9 protein-coding genes are annotated in these 18,308 nt (G+C 60.7%); 6 read left to right on the top strand and 3 right to left on the bottom strand.

Annotated features, from left to right (window positions below; translation table 11 throughout):
* Positions 1–213: 213 nt before the first annotated feature.
* On the bottom strand, positions 214–7,725 hold the full coding sequence (locus tag BWR18_RS00765; protein WP_076626238.1) for a neuraminidase-like domain-containing protein: 7,512 nt from the start codon (positions 7,723–7,725) through the stop codon (positions 214–216).
* 142 nt (positions 7,726–7,867) lie between these two features.
* On the opposite strand from BWR18_RS00765, the gene BWR18_RS21505 reads away from it, so the two are divergent.
* The 4 genes from BWR18_RS21505 (at position 7,868) to BWR18_RS00750 (ending at position 11,304) form a co-directional block, all read left to right on the top strand.
* Entirely contained in the window at positions 7,868–8,263 is a 396-nt protein-coding gene (locus BWR18_RS21505; protein WP_157598609.1) for a hypothetical protein, read from the top strand.
* Positions 8,264–8,342: 79 nt separating this feature from the next.
* Complete coding sequence (locus tag BWR18_RS00760) at positions 8,343–9,386, top strand: pyridoxal-phosphate dependent enzyme (protein ID WP_076626237.1); 1,044 nt, start codon at positions 8,343–8,345, stop codon at positions 9,384–9,386.
* A complete protein-coding gene (locus BWR18_RS00755) occupies positions 9,383–10,546 on the top strand; it encodes a M24 family metallopeptidase (protein ID WP_076626236.1) in 1,164 nt (387 codons plus the stop codon). The genes BWR18_RS00760 and BWR18_RS00755 overlap by 4 nt, the downstream gene beginning before the upstream one ends.
* Positions 10,501–11,304 carry a maleate cis-trans isomerase family protein gene (locus BWR18_RS00750; protein WP_083957592.1) on the top strand — a complete coding sequence of 268 codons (804 nt, stop codon included), beginning with the start codon at positions 10,501–10,503 and terminating at the stop codon, positions 11,302–11,304. The genes BWR18_RS00755 and BWR18_RS00750 overlap by 46 nt, the downstream gene beginning before the upstream one ends.
* Here BWR18_RS00750 and BWR18_RS00745 read toward each other — a convergent pair.
* Complete coding sequence (locus BWR18_RS00745; RefSeq protein ID WP_076626232.1) at positions 11,267–12,829, bottom strand: peroxidase family protein; 1,563 nt, start codon at positions 12,827–12,829, stop codon at positions 11,267–11,269. The two genes, BWR18_RS00750 and BWR18_RS00745, sit on opposite strands and share 38 nt — an antisense overlap.
* Before the next feature lie 249 nt (positions 12,830–13,078).
* On the opposite strand from BWR18_RS00745, the gene BWR18_RS00740 reads away from it, so the two are divergent.
* A complete protein-coding gene (locus BWR18_RS00740) occupies positions 13,079–14,203 on the top strand; it encodes an efflux RND transporter periplasmic adaptor subunit (protein WP_076626231.1) in 1,125 nt (374 codons plus the stop codon).
* 1 nt (position 14,204) lies between these two features.
* Entirely contained in the window at positions 14,205–17,369 is a 3,165-nt protein-coding gene (locus BWR18_RS00735; protein ID WP_076626229.1) for an efflux RND transporter permease subunit, read from the top strand.
* Here BWR18_RS00735 and BWR18_RS00730 read toward each other — a convergent pair.
* Positions 17,300–18,307, bottom strand: a complete 1,008-nt coding sequence (locus BWR18_RS00730; RefSeq protein ID WP_076626227.1) for a GlxA family transcriptional regulator — start codon at positions 18,305–18,307, stop codon at positions 17,300–17,302. The two genes, BWR18_RS00735 and BWR18_RS00730, sit on opposite strands and share 70 nt — an antisense overlap.
* Position 18,308 lies beyond the last annotated feature (1 nt).

Here is an 18,308-nt window from a genome sequence, read left to right as displayed (position 1 = left end):
GTTTTGGTCTTCCTTTGACCGGTTAGCATATTCGTTTGGCGTCAGGCCAGCGAGGCTGGAGTGAGGCCGATTGTTTGTCGGGACCTCGGCGACGGTCCGGCTGGCAGGTGATCCCAGCGTGTCGCTCTTGGCTGCCTTGTCTGCCAAAGCGAACGGCGGCGAGGCAGTGGCATTCCACCGGCTGGCCTCGCCGCCATTTTGGGAAAATCGACCTTAGTGGCGCAGCCCCTCAGTGCCGACCCAACGTCCCGAAAACCGGACGGTGAAATCCACTTCGGTCATGTGTGATTCAAGCTCTTGATGGTGTTTCTCCGCGGCGGCACGCCAGTCCCGACTGCGACCATGCGCAGCCTTGCCTCTCTTCAGCTCCTGAACCGTTGGCATAACAAGATGCCAGCACGACTCGACCCCTGTGTTCTGGAACCGCTTCAACAACCCATCAGGCGCGTCAAGGTCCCGCGTGTCGATGTCGCACGCGCCGATCACCATGCTCTGCAACGCATGCCGGTCCTTGCGAATTTTGGCCCCGCGCGCCGGATCGCGTCCGGGCACCATAAAGCGGGTGTTGGAGACTTGCGTCAGCCGCGCATGCGGGCTGAGACCTGCCGCGGCCAAACCAGGGAAACAGACGTTGATGCTCTGAATGACGCGGTCGTACTGTCCTGGATAAAAGACGTCGAACATCTCGTCCGTCAGTTGGAAATAGACCTCGCCTTGTCTGGTCAGTTCTTCCAGGGCCGAAACCTCTGTCCCGACCGCGGGCAACTCACTGAGCGGAAACCGAAGCTTGGTCGTTTGGCCCGCCTTTTCTGTCCCGGCCCGGATGTAGGCCATTTCGAGCCGTTCAATGTCCAAGGCGAGGCGATGGGGTGCATTGAACTTGTCGACGTCGCTGCCAAGGCTGGTTGTGCGCAAGAAGGTGGAGCCGTTGGTCAGCCCTGTCTCGTCTTGGTACAGGCTCACCAGCAATCTGCAGAATTCCTGGGTGGTCGCCCATTCCTCTGCATAAAGCGCTTCGAGGTCTTCACGGAAGGGCCTGTAGAACGTACTTCCGCCGAAAACGTTGTTCCAGGTATCAAGAAGGCCCTGCGCGCCCTCATGCTGTAACTCAAGCTCATCGCGCAGCTCCTTTTCCTTGGCTGCGACTTGGCGGGCTTTGGCCAGTTCTTCGCTGTCCAGCGTCACTTGCGCCGCTAGCTCGGCCGTCTTGCGCAAGAGGTCGGTCGCGTCGTTGAAAGTGTTGCTCAGCGCCTTTTTCTCGTCCTTCATGTTCCAGAAGTAGAGGAACTCCAGAACATCGCCGAGCATCATGGCATGTTCCGCCTGTTCGAGGTTCTGACCGCCGTTGGAAAATCCAAACGTGTTTGGCAGGGTGGATTTGAGCCCGGCTGAGATTTGCTTGCCAAGGACCTTGATCTTCTCGCGCGCGCCTTTGGCCGTGGCGACAGCCGTTTTCGTGGTTTGGACCCCGACCTCGGCCTGTTTGGCAAGTGTGCGCACCACATTGTTGGCCAGCGCAATCGAAGATTTCGCCAGCGCGGTCCGCTTTATCGTCACATCCATATCCGCGATGTCGATCGTGAAATCCTGCAGGTCAATCGCGCGATCCGACCGATTGACTGCGGCGTTCATGCGGTACTCCTCCAACACCGAGTCCGCCTCTTTCTCGCTCGCAGACTGAAGCCGTGCGCTGGTGGATTTGAGGTTGCCGATGTACCCCTTGGCGGATCGCAGGACATAGCCAAAATCAAGCGGGCTATCGAACCCATCGCCGTCCCCGGCGCTGTCCCTGTCGAGGCTGAGACGGGACTTCGCCGTCCGTTGAAGGACCTGCGGATCTATCGGCTGCGCCAATAGCGGCACGTTCAGCGGCTGACCGTTCAGGTCCAGCCAATGGCGCAAATTGAACAGGCGTGCCTCGAATGTGTCGTAAAGCCCCCGCAGCTCACCGTTGTAAGGCGGCAAGAAACCATCATACCCGTTTACAGCGGCCTCGCCCAAAGTCGGGTCCGTCCAGGGTGTGCTCGTCAGGCTGTCGAGCGTGTCAGAAAGATTGTCGGAAAACAATTGTTTGGCCGAAACGTAAAGCGCCTTGGCCCTTTGCAGGCTCTCCTGCGTTTGCTGTTCGTACTCGGCGTCGCCGAAATCAAGCAGCACTTCCAGCATGTTCCGGATTGTCGCTTGTTGGTAGTAGAACGGATAATCCCGCGCGATCCGGTCGGGATCGACAATGACGTCGCCTGTGTCAAAGGCCAGTCCGTCCGTCGGCTCAACCGCATCGACAAGCGGTGCCACCTGCCACGGATTGACAAGCTGCGGATCAAAGATCCGCCGCAGCCATTGCAAGGCCAGGTCAAACTGTCCGCTGCTGGCATAGCCCGCGGCAATAGCCGACGGGATATGATAGAAAACCTCCCAGCCATAGGCGCCATAGGCACTGTCGAAATCGAAGGTTCCGCTGGGCCAATGCGCGTCGGGTAAGCCGTCCTTGGCTCCGTCGCCGGCATAGAGCAGCTGCAACGTTTTCTGAAACTCGCCCCGGAACCCACCCATGTCTTCGGCCCGCGCAAAGTGGTTTTTCAAGGCGAACAGACTCTCGCAGCCGCCCGGTCGCGGCATGGATTTTGCCAGATCCGACATCACGGAGGAGGAGTTCATCAACACAAAGGTTTCGTCGAGTTCTCGGGTGGGGTTTTCGGCCAGATGCAGGAACGTGCGGTTGCCGTGCTGTCCGGTCTGGACCCAGCCGGTATTGTCCTTCCCCGCTGGCGGGCGCAGGATAAATTCGGCCACGGTCATTGTAGCCTTGTGCACCTTCGGATTCACAGGGTGAAGATCGTCTCTGACAGACTTCCCTGATGAATTTGGGTAATAGAAAGACCGGGAGTTATACTCGCGCTTGACCTCGGCGGATATCTTCATTCGCCCGTAAGATGCGCCGTCGAAGGTCCAGTCGGACGGGATGTCAAATACCGGTCGAACGGAATTGTAATAGTCGTGGATGTAGTCATGTCCGGGCAAAGGCTCACTGTCGGTGCTTGTCAGATCCCGCTCCGCGATCATGCCGTCGACGCGCTTTTCGAAACGTTTCCCCTCACTCGTGACGAATGAGTATACAAAATTGACGGTCGTTTTGCTCCAAGCGCTATGCCCGCTGGACCACCCCCCTCCGGGCGGCACATTGATGTGAAGCTCCTCAACCCCGAGAGTAAGGCTAGGCCTGATCCGACCGAGACTGCCGGAATGCTTGGTGCCTGGGTAAAAGTAGAAGTAGCCGCTGGTCGAGCCCGCCTTGTTCAGGGCTTTCGCGGTGCAGGCCTTGCCCTTGAAGTCGGCCACGAAATGGGTGAGATCCGGAAGCGGCGTCCGAACGCTGTTTTCGTCCGAAATGGCGTTGTATTCATCGACGGGTCGCGGATAGACGCTGGCATATCCTTTGGGCGCCGCGTCGTCGAAGGTCGTCACCAGCGCCCCGTCCCATTCGAGGATCGCGTCCGACCATTCATCCGACAACCGGATGTGGAGCGCGGTCATTTGCGCATCTTTGTTGCCAGCAATACCAAGGTCGATCCCGAAAGAGGCCATGAGCGTTTCGTTCGTAGCGGCGCGGCTGAATCCTTGTAGTTTGCCATAAACCAACCCGTCTTCGGCGCGGGTCGGGTGATAGGTGCCGTTCAGGACGGGTTTCTCACCCGTCCATTCGAACGCGCCGTCGATCGACAGATCGGGTGGGTTGTTTTCAAAGGGGCTGTCGATGAAAAGCCCAGGCGTCAGCATGGGACCAGACAGAGCATTTAGATCGCAGCGCATATAGCGCGGATGCAATCGCCAAAGTGACATATGCTGTCCGGGGCTATCGCCCCCGTCGACCGGCACGCGCCGTTCTTCCAATTCGAGCCAGAAAAAGTAGTAACGGTTTTTGAAAAAGCAGACCGTGACCTCCGAGAAAAGGTCGAATGTTGTGGGAACACTGACTTCTTGCCAATAGGTCCAGTCCATCGCCTTGAGAAACGGGCTACCCTCCTTCAGGTCGGCAATCGTCTCGTAGTCTGCGTCAAGCTTGCGGTAGAAGAACCGCCCCGGCTCCCACTTGGCTTTGGCAAGCAAATGGTAGGTGGCGTTTTCTATCCCGCCGTCACCGGCGTGACGTTCGGCGTGCATACTGCACAGGCTAAGATCACACACACCGGCAAGACCCTTCATGTAGCTGTTGACGGCCGCTTCGACGGCATTATCCGTGACGTCGCCCCCCGATACGGCCTGTTGCAGCGTGTCGAACTCGGGCGAGGTGATCTGGCGCAACTCGGGCTCGATGTAGTTTTGGGGGTAAAGCATGAGCTTTTGGTTGGCTTCCCACTGCCGGTAGTCCTTGTCGAGCTCCCACTGCGCGGCCAGCTCTTCGCGGCTGCCCACACCGTCGGCATTGGTAAAGCTCAAACCGCGCTCCAACCCGGCCAATGCGCGCGATATGAAAAGCTGCAGCGAGCTGATCGCCTCGACGATGCGGCTTGTGGGCACGGCGCTGGTGACGTTCACATCCAGCAGAAGGTAGGAATAAAGCTGTTCGCTGTTGGTGATCGCGGTTTTCAAATCCTCATCCCCGGCAATGCGGGTCTGCATGAACGCAGCGACCAGCGCGTCGCGTTCCAATTCGGCCAAACGGTGGCGGAAGCCCGGCATCTGGTTGCCATTGTCAAGGCGCGCGAGCCCCGCTTGCGCAGCCGCGGCCGCCGCGTTCCAATCCCCGCTGGTCGCGGAGTTGCTGACGCCCTTAAGCGCCAAAAGGTCCTTCGCGCTTAGGTGAAACTCCTCCGCTAACCGAACATGCTGCGCGAGCAGGTCGATTTGCGCGATATCGCGTGCCACTTCACCCGGTCCGATCAGCGCGTCCGCATAAATTCCCATGTCCTGTGTCGGGCAGTTCAACAGAAGCGCCAGTGTCTCCCGACTGCCCGCAACCCATTGCGCCCGCATCCCGTCAGGCATGTCGGATCCAGCGCCCTCCGCGTTGGTCAGCATCAAGTAACCCCGCAGCGCGGCATCGGTCGCAGGCGCGACCTGCAGCATCGCAAAGCGCTGCAACCAGACAAGTTGAGCCAGGTCTAACGGACGCGGCCCGCCCTGTGTGTCTGCCAGTTCGGGCGCAATCCATTGCGGGGTGAGCCCCAGCATCGCGAGCTCGACATCGCCAAGCTCAAAGGTCGAAACGACCGCAATATGGCGCCGGATTTCGGCCAGCCAATGGCGGGCCTCGCTGTCGCCTGGCCCCTTCCGGACCCTCCGAAGCAAATCAAGCGCTCCTGACTGCGCCCAGCACAGGAATGGAGGGACAGTGGCCGCGCTGATCCCTGCGTCGATCCCCGCAACCTGCGCTTCGATCATCTCCACCTGCCGATCCCGCAAAGTCTCCAGACGTTCCACGAGCGCAAGCAACAGAGCCGCGTTCCCCGCCAAACTTGGATCAATCCCTTGGCTCATGAGGCGGTCGTGGCAGCTTGCTTCGATCACGTCCCGTGTCACATCATTGAGAAAGACGCCGTCCCGGTCGCAGATCGGGCCATCGCCAGTCACATGCGCGAGCCATTTGTCGGCAGGAACTGACCCGCCGTCCCATGTTTCAAAGCCGGTAAAGGTTTCCGCGCTGATCGCCACCGACGTATAGGCAATTGCGACTTCGTCAAACCAAGCGATGTCCGCATCCGTTGCCGCCACGCCGCTCGCCGAGGGTGGGGTCAGCAGAGCAAGCAAGCTGTCCGGGCCGACGTCGGCCTCGGTCATCCAACGGGCCAGGTCCACCAGCCAGTCGATGGCGCTGCAGAGCGCATCTGTGTCCGTCTCGGTCTCATTGCGACGGGTGAGCGTCTCCCAGAGCGAAGGTGCATCGCCAAGCCCGTCACTGATCCGCTGCATCAACGCAATGCCCGAAAGGATCGGCCAGCCCAGCATCCGGCACAGCGTCACCATCCGGTAGAGCGCGCCCAGTCCCCGCATATCAACCCCGCTTGACAGGCCAAACCCGTCATCCAGAGCATCCACCAGCGTCTCAAGCTCAAGCGCCGACAGACCGAACCCGCGCGCAACGAGCGCGCCGAGCGTGTCGTCTGTGATCGACGTGCTGCCCTCAACGACCAACTGATGCAGATGCGGCGCGTCATCGTGAAAGAGAGATGCCATGAAGGATTGTTCGGTCTGTTCCAGCCCCGGTACGGCATTATCGTCTGCGATGGTCTGATCGGCCCGCCGATAGGGGCTGATTTCACCGAACAACGCGGCAAAGCCGGCAGGTGTCAGGTGAAACGCCTCCCGATAGAGCGGATAGCTCGCCAAAAGGCGCAGACCTGTGCCGGTCACCCTGCGCGACGGCTCAAAGTTGCTGGCAACTTTCCCGTCAACAAACGCCGCAGCACCCGGCAGGGTCAGAATGGTGTTCAGGTCGTGAAACTCGAGCCCTGTGCCATGGTGCAGCCGGGCGAGGTAATTGAGGACGCGCAACTGTGGCGCGGTCAACGCACTGTTCTCGACAGAAATCGCCTTGCCGTTTGTGGTCATGCGCAGCGTAACCGGTTCGTCATTCGCGAGAAACGCCGTCGCGAACGCGTTTTGCGGGACCGGCGCGCCGTTTTCCTGCGCGACGGAGTACAATCCGCAAAGCTGCGCAAGCCCGTCCGCATCAAGGCCAAGTGCCGCCGTAAGGGTGTCAATCAGGCACGCGTCTGCCGATGACTTCACCTTGTAAAGCTCGTGCAACGTCGCTGGGGTAGGGCTTGGGTCATTCACTCTGTCTTCGGAAACGAGCCTCAGCATGTTTCCCTCTGCAGCGTTCTTGTCCACCGGGCCGAGCAATCCGATCAATCCGGCAGTGTCCTGTGCCCAACGGTGATTGATGAAGGAGGTCAATCCGAACCGCTTTGTACGATGGGCAATGTCATTGAGCCACACCCCGCCAAGTGCCGTCATGGCCGACCGCGTCGTTGTCACAGCATGGTCATAAGGCAGCGCAACCGGAAAGGCTTGTATCCCCATGTCGAAGTCCGAGACCCCCGCCCGCAACACTTCGTTGACCAGTTGAATGGTGGGGACCTCGCGTTTCAAATTGGCTTCATTAAGCGCAAGCTCGGCAAGATCCGGGCGACGATTGACCAGCGCAAATGGGTTGTCCTCGTTGCCGAAAATGCCCGGTCCACACGCCTGTCCCGTCGCGATGCGATAAAGGTATCGTAGATAGGCGGCGGGTGACTGGTTGGACTGCAGGCTTGTCGGCTTTGCATAAGCCATCACCTGCGTGCTGCGGGCGGTTGAGCTATGCGCCGACCCGGATGACGTATGGCGAAGCGCTTGGTTCATCGGGTCATTGAGTGCCAGGTCGTGCCGCATAAGCCGGTAGCTGCGCAGTGCCTCGCGCCGAGACCGGCTGAGCAGGCGCCGCGCTTCAGCATCGTCGGCTTGTGCGCGCGTCCCGCTGCGGGCCATCCGCGACATCATCACCGGCACGGATTTGCAAGCCGCGATGTCGGCGGCGCTCTCAAACCCGTATCGGGTTATGTCCGCTGCGAGGTCCTTTGGACACGCCTCTCTGGCAATGCGCCGGTAGATCGGGTCTGCTGCCAGCGCCTCATAGGAGATCGGCCTCGGGTTCTTGGGCAGATTTCGGCGGTGCGCGGCCTTCACCGATAGCCGCTGTGGACGACCGGATTTGTACTGGCCTGGAATAGCGGTCGATGCCATGAAAGCTGATTTTGGTATGGCGCTTACAGGCAAGTTGGAACTGGTCATTTTGCGTCTCCGACGTTTCTGCATCTACGCGCCTTGGTCAGGCGTCAGCGATTGGTCGTCGTAAAACGGAAACTGGTTCAAATTACTTTCCGCAGTGTGCCGCATACAGTGCAAAGGCGAGGCGCCTGAAGATGGAAATCCGCAACATCAGAAGCTCAAAGCCCTGATGCAGAAATGCTTGGTCCACACTCCGGCCATGGTCAGAAGCCCAGACACAACTGTCAGCCACAGGCGTCTTGCTTTTGGCTTCAAAGGGTTTGAGGCGCCGGTAAATGACGGACTCCGTCGACCAATCGGAGCAAAGCGCATAGGAAATGGCGGTTGCGGCAAGACGATGTTTGGTATCTTCCGTTTTGTTTCGGCCATTGCCGGTGACCCGCGCTTTACCAGGATGACGTTGGGGTTATCTACGGCCATTTTTGAAAAACCTTTGGCTATCAGCGCGTTGGAGATCGTGAAGACCCAACGTCTCACCGGATCCGATATTTAGCAGCTCAAAGCCGCTGCACGGCGCGAATACGTCGCGATTCCATTTGGGGCGGGGTGGCACAACCTGCTAGCCCTTGAGGATGAAGCACCTTTCCCGCACCCACGCCCAGGCCGAGGCCGTTATTGACGCGCTGTCGGATATCCCCTGGCCCAGCACCGACGCTGGCGCACCCGCAGCTCTGTTGAGCCGCTGCCCGGTTGCTGCCCCTACGCCACTGGTGCAATCAGCAGAGCTTGCCAGGATGGCAGGAGTTGCCGAGGTAACGATCAAAGACGAACGCCCGCGCATGGGATTGGGCAGTTTCAAGGCGCTCGGGGCTGCCTATGTCATCGCTTGTGATGCCGCCGCAGGCAGCGCCGAGGGACAGACATATGTGACGGCAAGTGCTGGTAATCACGGGCTATCCGTCGCGGCGGGTGCGCAGGCCTTCGGCGCCACGTCCGTGATCTATCTTGCAGAGACCGTGCCCGAGACATTTGCGGACCGTTTGCGGGGTTTCGGAGCGGACGTGCGCCGCCACGGAGCCGTCTATGAGGACAGCATGGCCGAGGCCGCCCGCGTGGCAGAGGCGCAGGGTTGGGCACTGCTGTCCGACAGCTCGTGGCCCGGCTACACCGCAATACCGCATCGGCTGATGGAAGGGTATACTGTGCTGATGCAGGAAGTCGTGGATGCGATGCCCGCGCCCACCCACATTTTTCTGCAGGCTGGCGTGGGCGGATTGGCCGCCGCGTGTGCCGCGGTTGCGCGTGCGGCTTGGGGGGATGATCCGCGCATTGCCGTCGTGGAGCCCCATGTCGCCCCCGCCATCTTCGCATCGGTGGAGGCTGGGGGTCCGCAAGTGACCGCAGGACCAAGTTCGGATATGGGTCGCCTGGACTGCAAGGAACCCTCGCTGATTGCGCTCAAAGGGCTGGCCCGCGATGCAACCGACTTTGTTCTGATCACGGAAGCTGAGGGCGCGCATGGCAGTTCTGTCGCGGCAACGGTTGGTTTGCCCTCGACACCGTCCGGGGCGGCGGGTCTTGCCGCACTGCTGGCCAGTGCCGATCAGCGCCGCACATTGGGTTTGGGCGACACATCCCGCGTGCTGCTGATCTTAAGCGAGGACGCATCGGAATGACCGTACCGCCACGCGGTTTCCCGGACGCGGAGTTCGAGGCGCGGACGCTTAATGCGCAGGCCTTGATGGCAGAGGCGGGCCTGTCTGCCCTGTTGCTCACAACCGAACCGGAGATCCGCTACTACACCGGCTTTCTGACCCGGTTCTGGGAAAGCCCGACGCGTCCCTGGTATGTGGTTCTGCCCGCAAGCGGCCCGCCGATCGCCGTCATCCCGTCGATCGGAGCGCACCTGATGGGCCAGACATGGATCACCGATATCCGCACCTGGCAGGCACCGGACTACGGCGACGATGGCGTTGGGCTGCTGGCTGATACGCTGCGCGAGGTGACACCGCGGGACGGGGACATCGGGCTGGCCGACGCGATGGAAAGCCATGTCCGGATGCCACGCGCAGATCTTCAGGCGCTGGAAGTTGCGCTGGCCCTGCGCAAGCTGGTGTCAGATGCACAGATCACGCGGCGCCTGCGGATGATCAAATCCGAAGCCGAGATTGCCAAGATCCGAGCGGCGGCAAGTGTCGCCAACCGCGCCTTTGACCGCGTCGCCGAAATTGCCCAGACTGGCACGCCGCTCAGCGCAGTGTTTCGTAGCTTTCAGGCCCTGTGTCTGGCCGAATGCGCGGATTGGGTGCCGTATCTTGCGGGCGCATCAGATCACGATGGATATCGCGATGTCATCTCTCCTGCGACCGACGCGCCATTGGAACAGGGTCATGTCCTGATGCTCGACACCGGGTTGGTCCATGACGGATATTTCTGCGATTTTGACCGGAATTTCAGTGTCGGACCGCCCAGCGCGGCGGTCCAAAGCGCCCACGCCCGCCTGATCGACGCAACCGCGGCCGGGTTTGCCGCGGCCCGGCCCAGTGTGACCATTGCCGACCTGTTCCACGCGATGAACGCTGTCGCCAATCCCGGCAGGAGCGCAATGGAGGCCGGGCGCCTTGGCCATGGCTTGGGCATGCAATTGACTGAGTGGCCGTCGATCATCCCGGCAGATCACACCGAATTGGTCCCCGGCATGGTTTTGACACTTGAACCATCGGTCGCACTGGAAGGCGGACGCATCATGGTGCATGAGGAAAACATCGTGATCCGCGAAACGGGTGCGGAATGGCTATCGGCGCCGCAAGGGCGCGACATGCGTGTGCTGACGTGAACGTGCCCTACGACATCGACCCGCACCGCCCGAAACAGATTGGGCTGATCGCGCTACAGGCCGATGAAACCATCGAAGCGGACATGCGGCAGCTTTTGCCGCTTCATGTCGAATACATGGTCAGCCGCGTGCCATCAGGCACCTCTGTCACGCCCGAGACGCTGCAGGATATGGCAGGTCATCTGACCGGAGCTGCCCGTCTGATGCCGCGCGGGGCAGAGATGGCCTGCGTCGCATATGGCTGCACTTCGGGCACGGCAGAGATCGGGGCGGATCGGATCAGGGATCTGGTCCAAGCCGGTGTTGCAACACCGCATGTGACCGAGCCCGTGAGCGCCTTGATCGCGGCGTGCAGGCACCTTGGCATTACTCGGTTGGGCTTGCTCAGCCCCTATATCGCCAGCGTTTCGGACAGGTTTCGCGCTGTCCTCACCGCATCGGATATAGAAGTTGTTGCTTTTGCCAGTTTCAACGAACCGGTCGAGGAACGCGTTGTGCGGATCGCGGCACAGTCGGTCATCGCAGCGGCGCAGGACCTGGGGCGCGACGCACAGGTCGATGCGCTTTTCCTGTCCTGCACGAACCTGCGCACACTGCCAGCCATTCCGGTGATCGAAGCGGCACGTGGCATTCCGGTGCTGTCTAGCAACCTTGTCCTCGCCTGGCACATGGCGCAGTTGGCAGGCGAGACGCTGGCACCCGACCTACCCTTTCGCCTTGCTACTCGGGACGCCACTCTGGCCGCGTCATCCCGATAAACGTGTCGCCCGCCCCGCCATCCACATTCCGGTCGACCACGTCGCGCAGGGTTTGCGTTCGGTTGATGGCCCGCCAGCCGGGACCGGAAAAGGTCGACTGCTTGAACACATGCCGCGACAAGAGCGGGTTCGTCAGTGCCTGGCTGAATGCATCCAGGGCCACGAACTTCAGCACCAGATTGGGCAGCGGGCTGTTAGGCACACGATCTTCGCAAAAGAGGCCAACGTGGAAATCCACGTCGCGCGGGCGGTCATAGGCATTTCGCAGCATCCCTGCGACGTCAGGATCAGACGAGATCGCCTCGAAATTAACCGGTCTGCGCTGGCTCATGTAATCGCAATAGTCCGAGAAACTGGCAAGCGCGCAATCCCGGTCCTGTTCGATTGACGCAACCTCGATATGCAAAAGCGGCTCTGCTGTGTTCCGCGGCCCCAATTCCGCCGCTTGCGTCGCACTGATGCCCGCAAATGCCGAGAGCAGCCCGTTTTCGATCAGCGGCGCATTGTTCATGAATGTCGACGCCACGGGACGTGCCTGCCCGCCCCATGTCAGGGCATCGGGGATCAGCGCGTGCCAGCGGTAAAGCAAGCTAAATTCCGTCGTGATCCAGTTTGGCTTGTTCCAAACCGCGTTCCACGCCACGGAAGGGTCAGCGCGCAGATTGAACGGCAAGGGTGAGATGTGGTTGATGTAATCCTCGACTATGATCTTGATGAACATCACAATGACGCTGTTGCGGGCCGTCTCGAACACGCGGTCGTCGTCCCAAGCGGGGTGATCCGCCTCGATCTCTGCCGCAAGACGGTTATGCTCGCGCAGAAACAAGGTGTTCAGCATCGCCACCTGTGGAACCGAGTTCGCCCGGTCGCCGCCAAAGGCAAAGAGCGTTGCCCGTTGCTCTGCCGTCGTTTTGCTAAGCCCTAGCGGCGGGTCCAGCACATCAAAATGCGGTTTGACCTTGTCATCCTCGTAGAGAAACGGCGCGTATTCCTCACCGTCGATAAGTTGCGACGCAAGTCGTCCCTTCTGTCCGCCTGTCTCGGACCGGTGGCGCAGCGCAAGCGTTTGTTCGCGCGTACGGCCATAGAGCGGACACAGATCAATATCGTGGTTCGATGTATTGCGTTTAAGACGGTGCGTCGGGTCAGACCCCACCGGGAGCAGATCTTCGGACTCGGTACGGATAAAACCGTCTGTCAGATACTGGGCAAAGGCCGGAAACAGGCAGGTCGACTTTGGGCACATGCGCTGCGCGCCATCTTTGCGCCGAAACAGGTCGGCCAGTGCCTTGGGGTCCGGTGCGTTGTCGCGCGGGCGTGGCGGCAGGTGCCGACCGCTCCACCGCCTGTCGGTCAGACCACCCCACCAAACATAGTCGCGTTCAGTGTTTAGCGGATGCGGACGGGGGCGCGCGCGGTTCACGACACGGTTGATAGCCCACCGGTTGGCGAGGGCTGCAGCAGGTGGAATGGCTTCGATGACGGCGAAAAGCGCCCGTTGGACCGAATACGGCAGGATAGACATAATATGCTCAAACGATTGGCTATAGGAATGACCAAAGCATGGTCGATCACTGATGAAAATGCCAGAATAAGTTGAAATCGCAGTGCATAGGGCCGATACAATTAGGGTTAACAACGCAACCTCGGGCTTTGCTGGCACCTCTCCGAACAATTCAGGGTTTAAGTCCTGTCATCACAATTCCTGGTCCCCTGCGGTATAACGCCCATAGGTTCCATGATTCTACGCCGCCGCACAGATAGGACAGTTTCCATGAAGACTTTGGGATTTCACTGCTTTTTCATTTTGGCGCTGTTCGGCCTGGCGGCCTCGGCCCAACAAGGACCGCCGACCGTGACGGTCGCAAATCCGGTGGTCAAAACCATCGTAGAAGATGATGAATTCGTCGGCAGATTTGAAGCGCAATCCGAGGTAGTGGTCCGCGCGCGTGTCTCGGGTTACCTGGAAGAGGTGCACTTCCAAGACGGCGCTCTGGTCGAAGAAGGACAGCTTCTGTTCACCATTGATCAACGCCAGTTTATCACCGCCGTGCGACAGGCCCGCGCGCAGATCGACGTGGCCACCGCAACCTATGACTTTGCAGAGGAACAGCTTGAACGGGCACAGGCCCTGATCGGCAATGGCACGATCCCGCAAAGCGTCCTGGACGAACGGAGGGAAGGGTATCTGGCCGCGCAAGGTGCGTTAGAGCAGGCGCGTGCTGCCGTTGAACTGGCTGAGTTGGACCTGGAGTTTTCGGAAATCCGTGCGCCCATGGCCGGTCGGATCGACAGATCCTTGATCGACCCGGGCAACCTTGTGTCAGCCAACCAGACCGAATTGACCTCCATCGTGTCTAAAGATCCGATCTACTTCTTCTTCGACATCGACGAACGGTACTTCCTTGCCTATGCCCGCGATGCGCGGGCCCGCGGCAGCGCGCTGCAAGAGGGGGGTGGCGCGCTTGAGGTCAAGGTGACGCTGTCGGACACGCGTATCCCGGCACAGACAGGCACGCTCGACTTCTCGGAGAACCGCATCGACGCGGCCACCGGGACGATGCGCGTGCGCGCCATCCTGCCCAATCCGGATGAACTGCTGACGCCCGGCCTTTTCGGGCGGGTGAACGTCCCCGGATCGCTGCCATACGAGGGCATTCTGGTGCCGGATCGTGCGATCGTAGCGGACCAGAACCGCAGGCTTGTGATGACGGTGGGTGACGACGGGGTGGTCACCCCACTGCCCGTGCGCCCCGGTCCCCGCATCGACGGCTACCGCGTGATCCGCGAAGGCATGGATGGCAGCGAAACAATCGTGATCGACGGGTTAATCAGCGCACGCCCCGGCACAACGGTGAACCCCGACAGGGTTGACCTGCCGTTGATCGCGGAAAACTAGGATGGGGCGTTTCTTCGTCACCCGCCCGATCTTTGCCATCGTCGTATCGATCGTGATGACCATTGTCGGACTGATCTCGTATTTCCAGCTGCCGATCGAGCAATATCCTCAGATCGCGCCGCCTTCGATCGTTGTGCAGGCCAGCTACCCAGGCGCGGATGCGGAAACGATCGCCAACACCGTCGCGACGCCGTTGGAGCAGGAGATTAACGGCGTTGAGGGTATGTTGTACCTGTCCTCATACTCGACCGCCGACGGGTCGATGAGCCTGACAATCACGTTTGAGCTGGGCACTGATTTGGACACCGCACAGGTGCTGGTGCAGAACCGGGTCGCCATTGCCGAACCACGCCTGCCGCAAGAAGTACGCTCTTTGGGTGTAACCACAACGAAATCCTCCCCCGACCTGATGATGGTCGTCCACATGCTGTCGCCAGATGAAAGTTTCGACCAGCTTTACGTCTCCAACTATGCCCGCGCCCGCGTGCGTGATCGGCTTATACGGATCGACGGCGTGGGCAGCCTGCTGATCTTTGGCGAGCGTGAGTTTTCGGCCCGCGTCTGGCTGGATCCGGACAAGCTGACATCGCTGGGACTGACCGCAGGCGACGTGGTGGGCGCGTTGCGCGAACAAAACGTGCAAGTATCCGGCGGGTCGTTGGGCGCGCCGCCCAATGCCGCCGACAACGCGTTTCAGGTGTCGATCACCACGCAAGGGCGGCTCGAAGATCCGCGCGAATTTGGCAGGGTGATCGTCAAGGCGTCCGAAGATGGGCGCGTCGTACGCGTGCGTGATGTCGCCCGGGTCGAGATCGGAGCGCGATCCTACGTCACCAACTCATATCTCGATAACAGTCCGGCCGTGGCCCTCGGCGTTTTTCAAAGGCCCGGCTCGAACGCTCTGGACACTGCCGCCGAAGTGCGCGCCACCATGGACGAACTGGCCGAGGACTTTCCCAGAGGCCTCGAGTACCGCGTCGTCTACAACCCGACGGAATTCATCAGCGCTTCTATCGACGCGGTCTACACCACGCTGTTTGAAGCCGTACTGCTGGTCGTGATCGTGATCCTGGTGTTCCTGCAAAGCTGGCGGACGGCTATTATCCCTCTGCTTGCTGTGCCGGTGTCCCTGATCGCCACTTTCGCGGTGATGCTGGCCTTGGGCTACACGCTCAACCTGCTGACGCTGTTTGGCCTGATCCTGGCCATCGGGATCGTGGTGGACGACGCCATCGTCGTGGTTGAAAACGTCGAACGCAATATTCAGGACGGACTGTCCCCGCGCGAGGCATCCGCCCGCACAATGGACGAGGTGCAAAGCGCCATCATCGGCACGTCGCTGGTGCTGATTGCCGTCTTTGTGCCTGCCGCACTTGTTCCGGGCATCACCGGGCAGTTCTACAGGCAATTCGCTGTGACCATTGCGGTGGCGACCGTCATTTCCAGCATCAACTCGCTCAGCCTGTCGCCTGCGCTCGCCGCCTTATTGCTCAAACCCCACGACGCAAAACCATCCCGCAATCCGCTGGCGCGCGTGGGCAATTTTCTTGCCAGCGGCTTCAACCGCGGCTTTGAAGCGATGACACGCGGCTATGCCGCAATCGTGGGCGTGCTTGTTGGGACATGGGGTATGATTGCCGTCACCTTCCTCGCGTTCATCGCGCTTTTGGGCTCTGCCTGGTGGGTCAATGAACAGGTGCCCACAGGGTTCATTCCGGACGCCGACCAAGGCTACGCGATTGTCGTCGTCCAGTTGCCAGAGGGCGCGTCGCTGGACCGGACCGATGCGGTGATGCGGCAAGCGACCGAAATCGCTTTGGAAACGCCCGGCGTGACCAATGCGGTGGCCTTTGCCGGGTTCTCGGGCGCGACCTTTACCAATGCCAGCAACCAGGGCGTGATCTTTACCACCTTCGCACCGTTCGAGGAGCGGCTTGAAAGCGGGCTGAACGCCGACGCCATCGTGGGCCAGATCTTTGGCCGGATGCAGGCCATCCGCGAGGCATTCATCATCGCTATCGCCCCGCCCGCGGTCAGTGGTGTCGGCACCGGCGGCGGTTTCAAGATGCAGCTGCAGGATAACGAAAGCGCTGACATGACGCGCGTGCTGAACACAGCCTACGCGATCATGGGTGCGTCGCAGCAATCAGATACGGTGACGGGTGTCTTCACCACCTTCTCGGCCAGCTCTCCGCAAGTGTTCCTCGAGATTGACCGGGTGCGCGCACAAATGCTGAACGTGCCCATTGGCGAGATTTTCGAGACGCTTTCGATCAACCTCGGCTCGGCTTACGTGAACGACTTCAACGCCTTTGGCCGCCTGTTCCAGGTGCGCGCGCAGGCTGATCAGCAGTTCCGGCTGGAAGAGGAAGATATCCGGGCCTTGCGCGTCCGCACTGCGACCGGAGCGTTGGTCCCGCTCGGCACGCTGGTGTCGGTGGTTGATACCGCCGGACCGGCGCTTGTGCAGCGCTACAACCAGCTGGTGTCGGTGCCCATTCAGGGCAACACCGGGCCGGGCGTGTCCACCGGGGACGCCCTGATCGCGATGGAGGAGTTGGCAGAGCAACTGATGCCGCCTGGCGTGAGCTATGAATGGACGGAGCTTGCCTTGCAGGAACGCAACCAGGGCAACACGGCAACCTATATCTTTGCCTTCTCTGTGCTCTTCGCTTTCTTGTTTCTTGCCGCGCTTTACGAAAGCTGGGTCCTGCCGCTGGCCATCATCCTTGTCGTGCCGCTGGCCGTTCTCTCCGCACTCTCGGGCGTCATGCTGCGCGGCATGGACAACAACATCCTGACGCAAGTGGGCCTGATCGTGCTTGTGGGGTTATCGGCCAAGAACGCCATCCTGATCGTGGAGTTTGCCAAACAGGCGCAGGAGGAAAAGGGCATGTCGCCGGCAGAGGCGGCGGTGGATGCCTGCCGCTTGCGCCTGCGCCCCATTTTGATGACAGCGTTTGCCTTTATCCTTGGGGTCGTTCCCCTGATGATCGCGACCGGCCCCGGGGCTGAAATGCGCCAGGCTCTGGGCACCGCCGTCTTCTTCGGGATGTCTGGGGTGACCTTCCTTGGCCTGTTTTTCACACCGGTGTTCTACGTGGCCTTGCGCCGCATTTTCCCAGTGCGGTCGCCAGATGGTGACACCGCGCCGAAACCGGCCTGATCCTCGCCCCGGCGCATGGCGCTGGGGCTTTGACCGAAGGCCGTCCTGAACGCACGCGTCAGAGCGCTTGCATTGTCATATCCGCATCGACCTGCGATCTCGGACACGGACAGTTCACTGTCCAGAACCAGCCGCCGCGCCGCGTTCAATCGCTGCCTGCGATAGATCGCCGATGGGCTGGCGCGCAATGCGGCCTGCATGCGGTGCTGCAGCGTTTTCTGAGTGCAACCGACCCGGCGGGCCAATTCGGGGATCGAGAGCGGCGTTTCGATGTGGTCCTGCATGAGCGCAACCGCCCGATTGACCGTCCGCCGCGCAGGGATCGACCCCATGGCTGGCACCGCGTCACGCGACATAAACATTTGCGCCACGTCCAGAGCGACCCCCGCACCGTGGGCGGACCCGATCAGATCCGTCACCAGATCAAAGGCCGCCATAGCGCCCGAACACGTGACGCGGTCCCGGTCGATTACATGACGCGCGCGCACTGTATCGACGTCGGGAAACGCCTCGGCAAAGGCGTCCAGCATGTCCCAATGAATGGTCGCGCGATACCCGTCCAGCAAACCCGCGCGGGCCAGCAGCCACGCGCCGGTATCAAACCCTCCGACCAGATGCGCGCCACCGGCGGCACGCTTCACCGCGCGCACCACTTCGCTCCGGTCCATGACGCGGATGCCATAGGACGGTATCAACATCAGCGCTGTGCCATCGGCCCCGGTCAACGGCAGATCGGGCGCGATCTGCAAGCCACTGGAACTCTGCACGGGCGCCCCGTCCAGGGTCACGAACCGCCACCGGTAGTGCTGCCTTTGCAGAAAACCGTTCGTAGCGCGCAAAGGCTCCACAAGGTTGGCCAAGCAATGATTGGAAAACTGATCAAACAGCACGATGTCCACATGCTGCATCGCGTCATGGATTTTCGGCCAATTCTGCATG

Origin of the sequence: Tateyamaria omphalii, from assembly GCF_001969365.1 — a bacterium.
Classification (GTDB): domain Bacteria; phylum Pseudomonadota; class Alphaproteobacteria; order Rhodobacterales; family Rhodobacteraceae; genus Tateyamaria; species Tateyamaria omphalii_A.
This window is presented reverse-complemented; position numbering and strand designations above follow the sequence as displayed.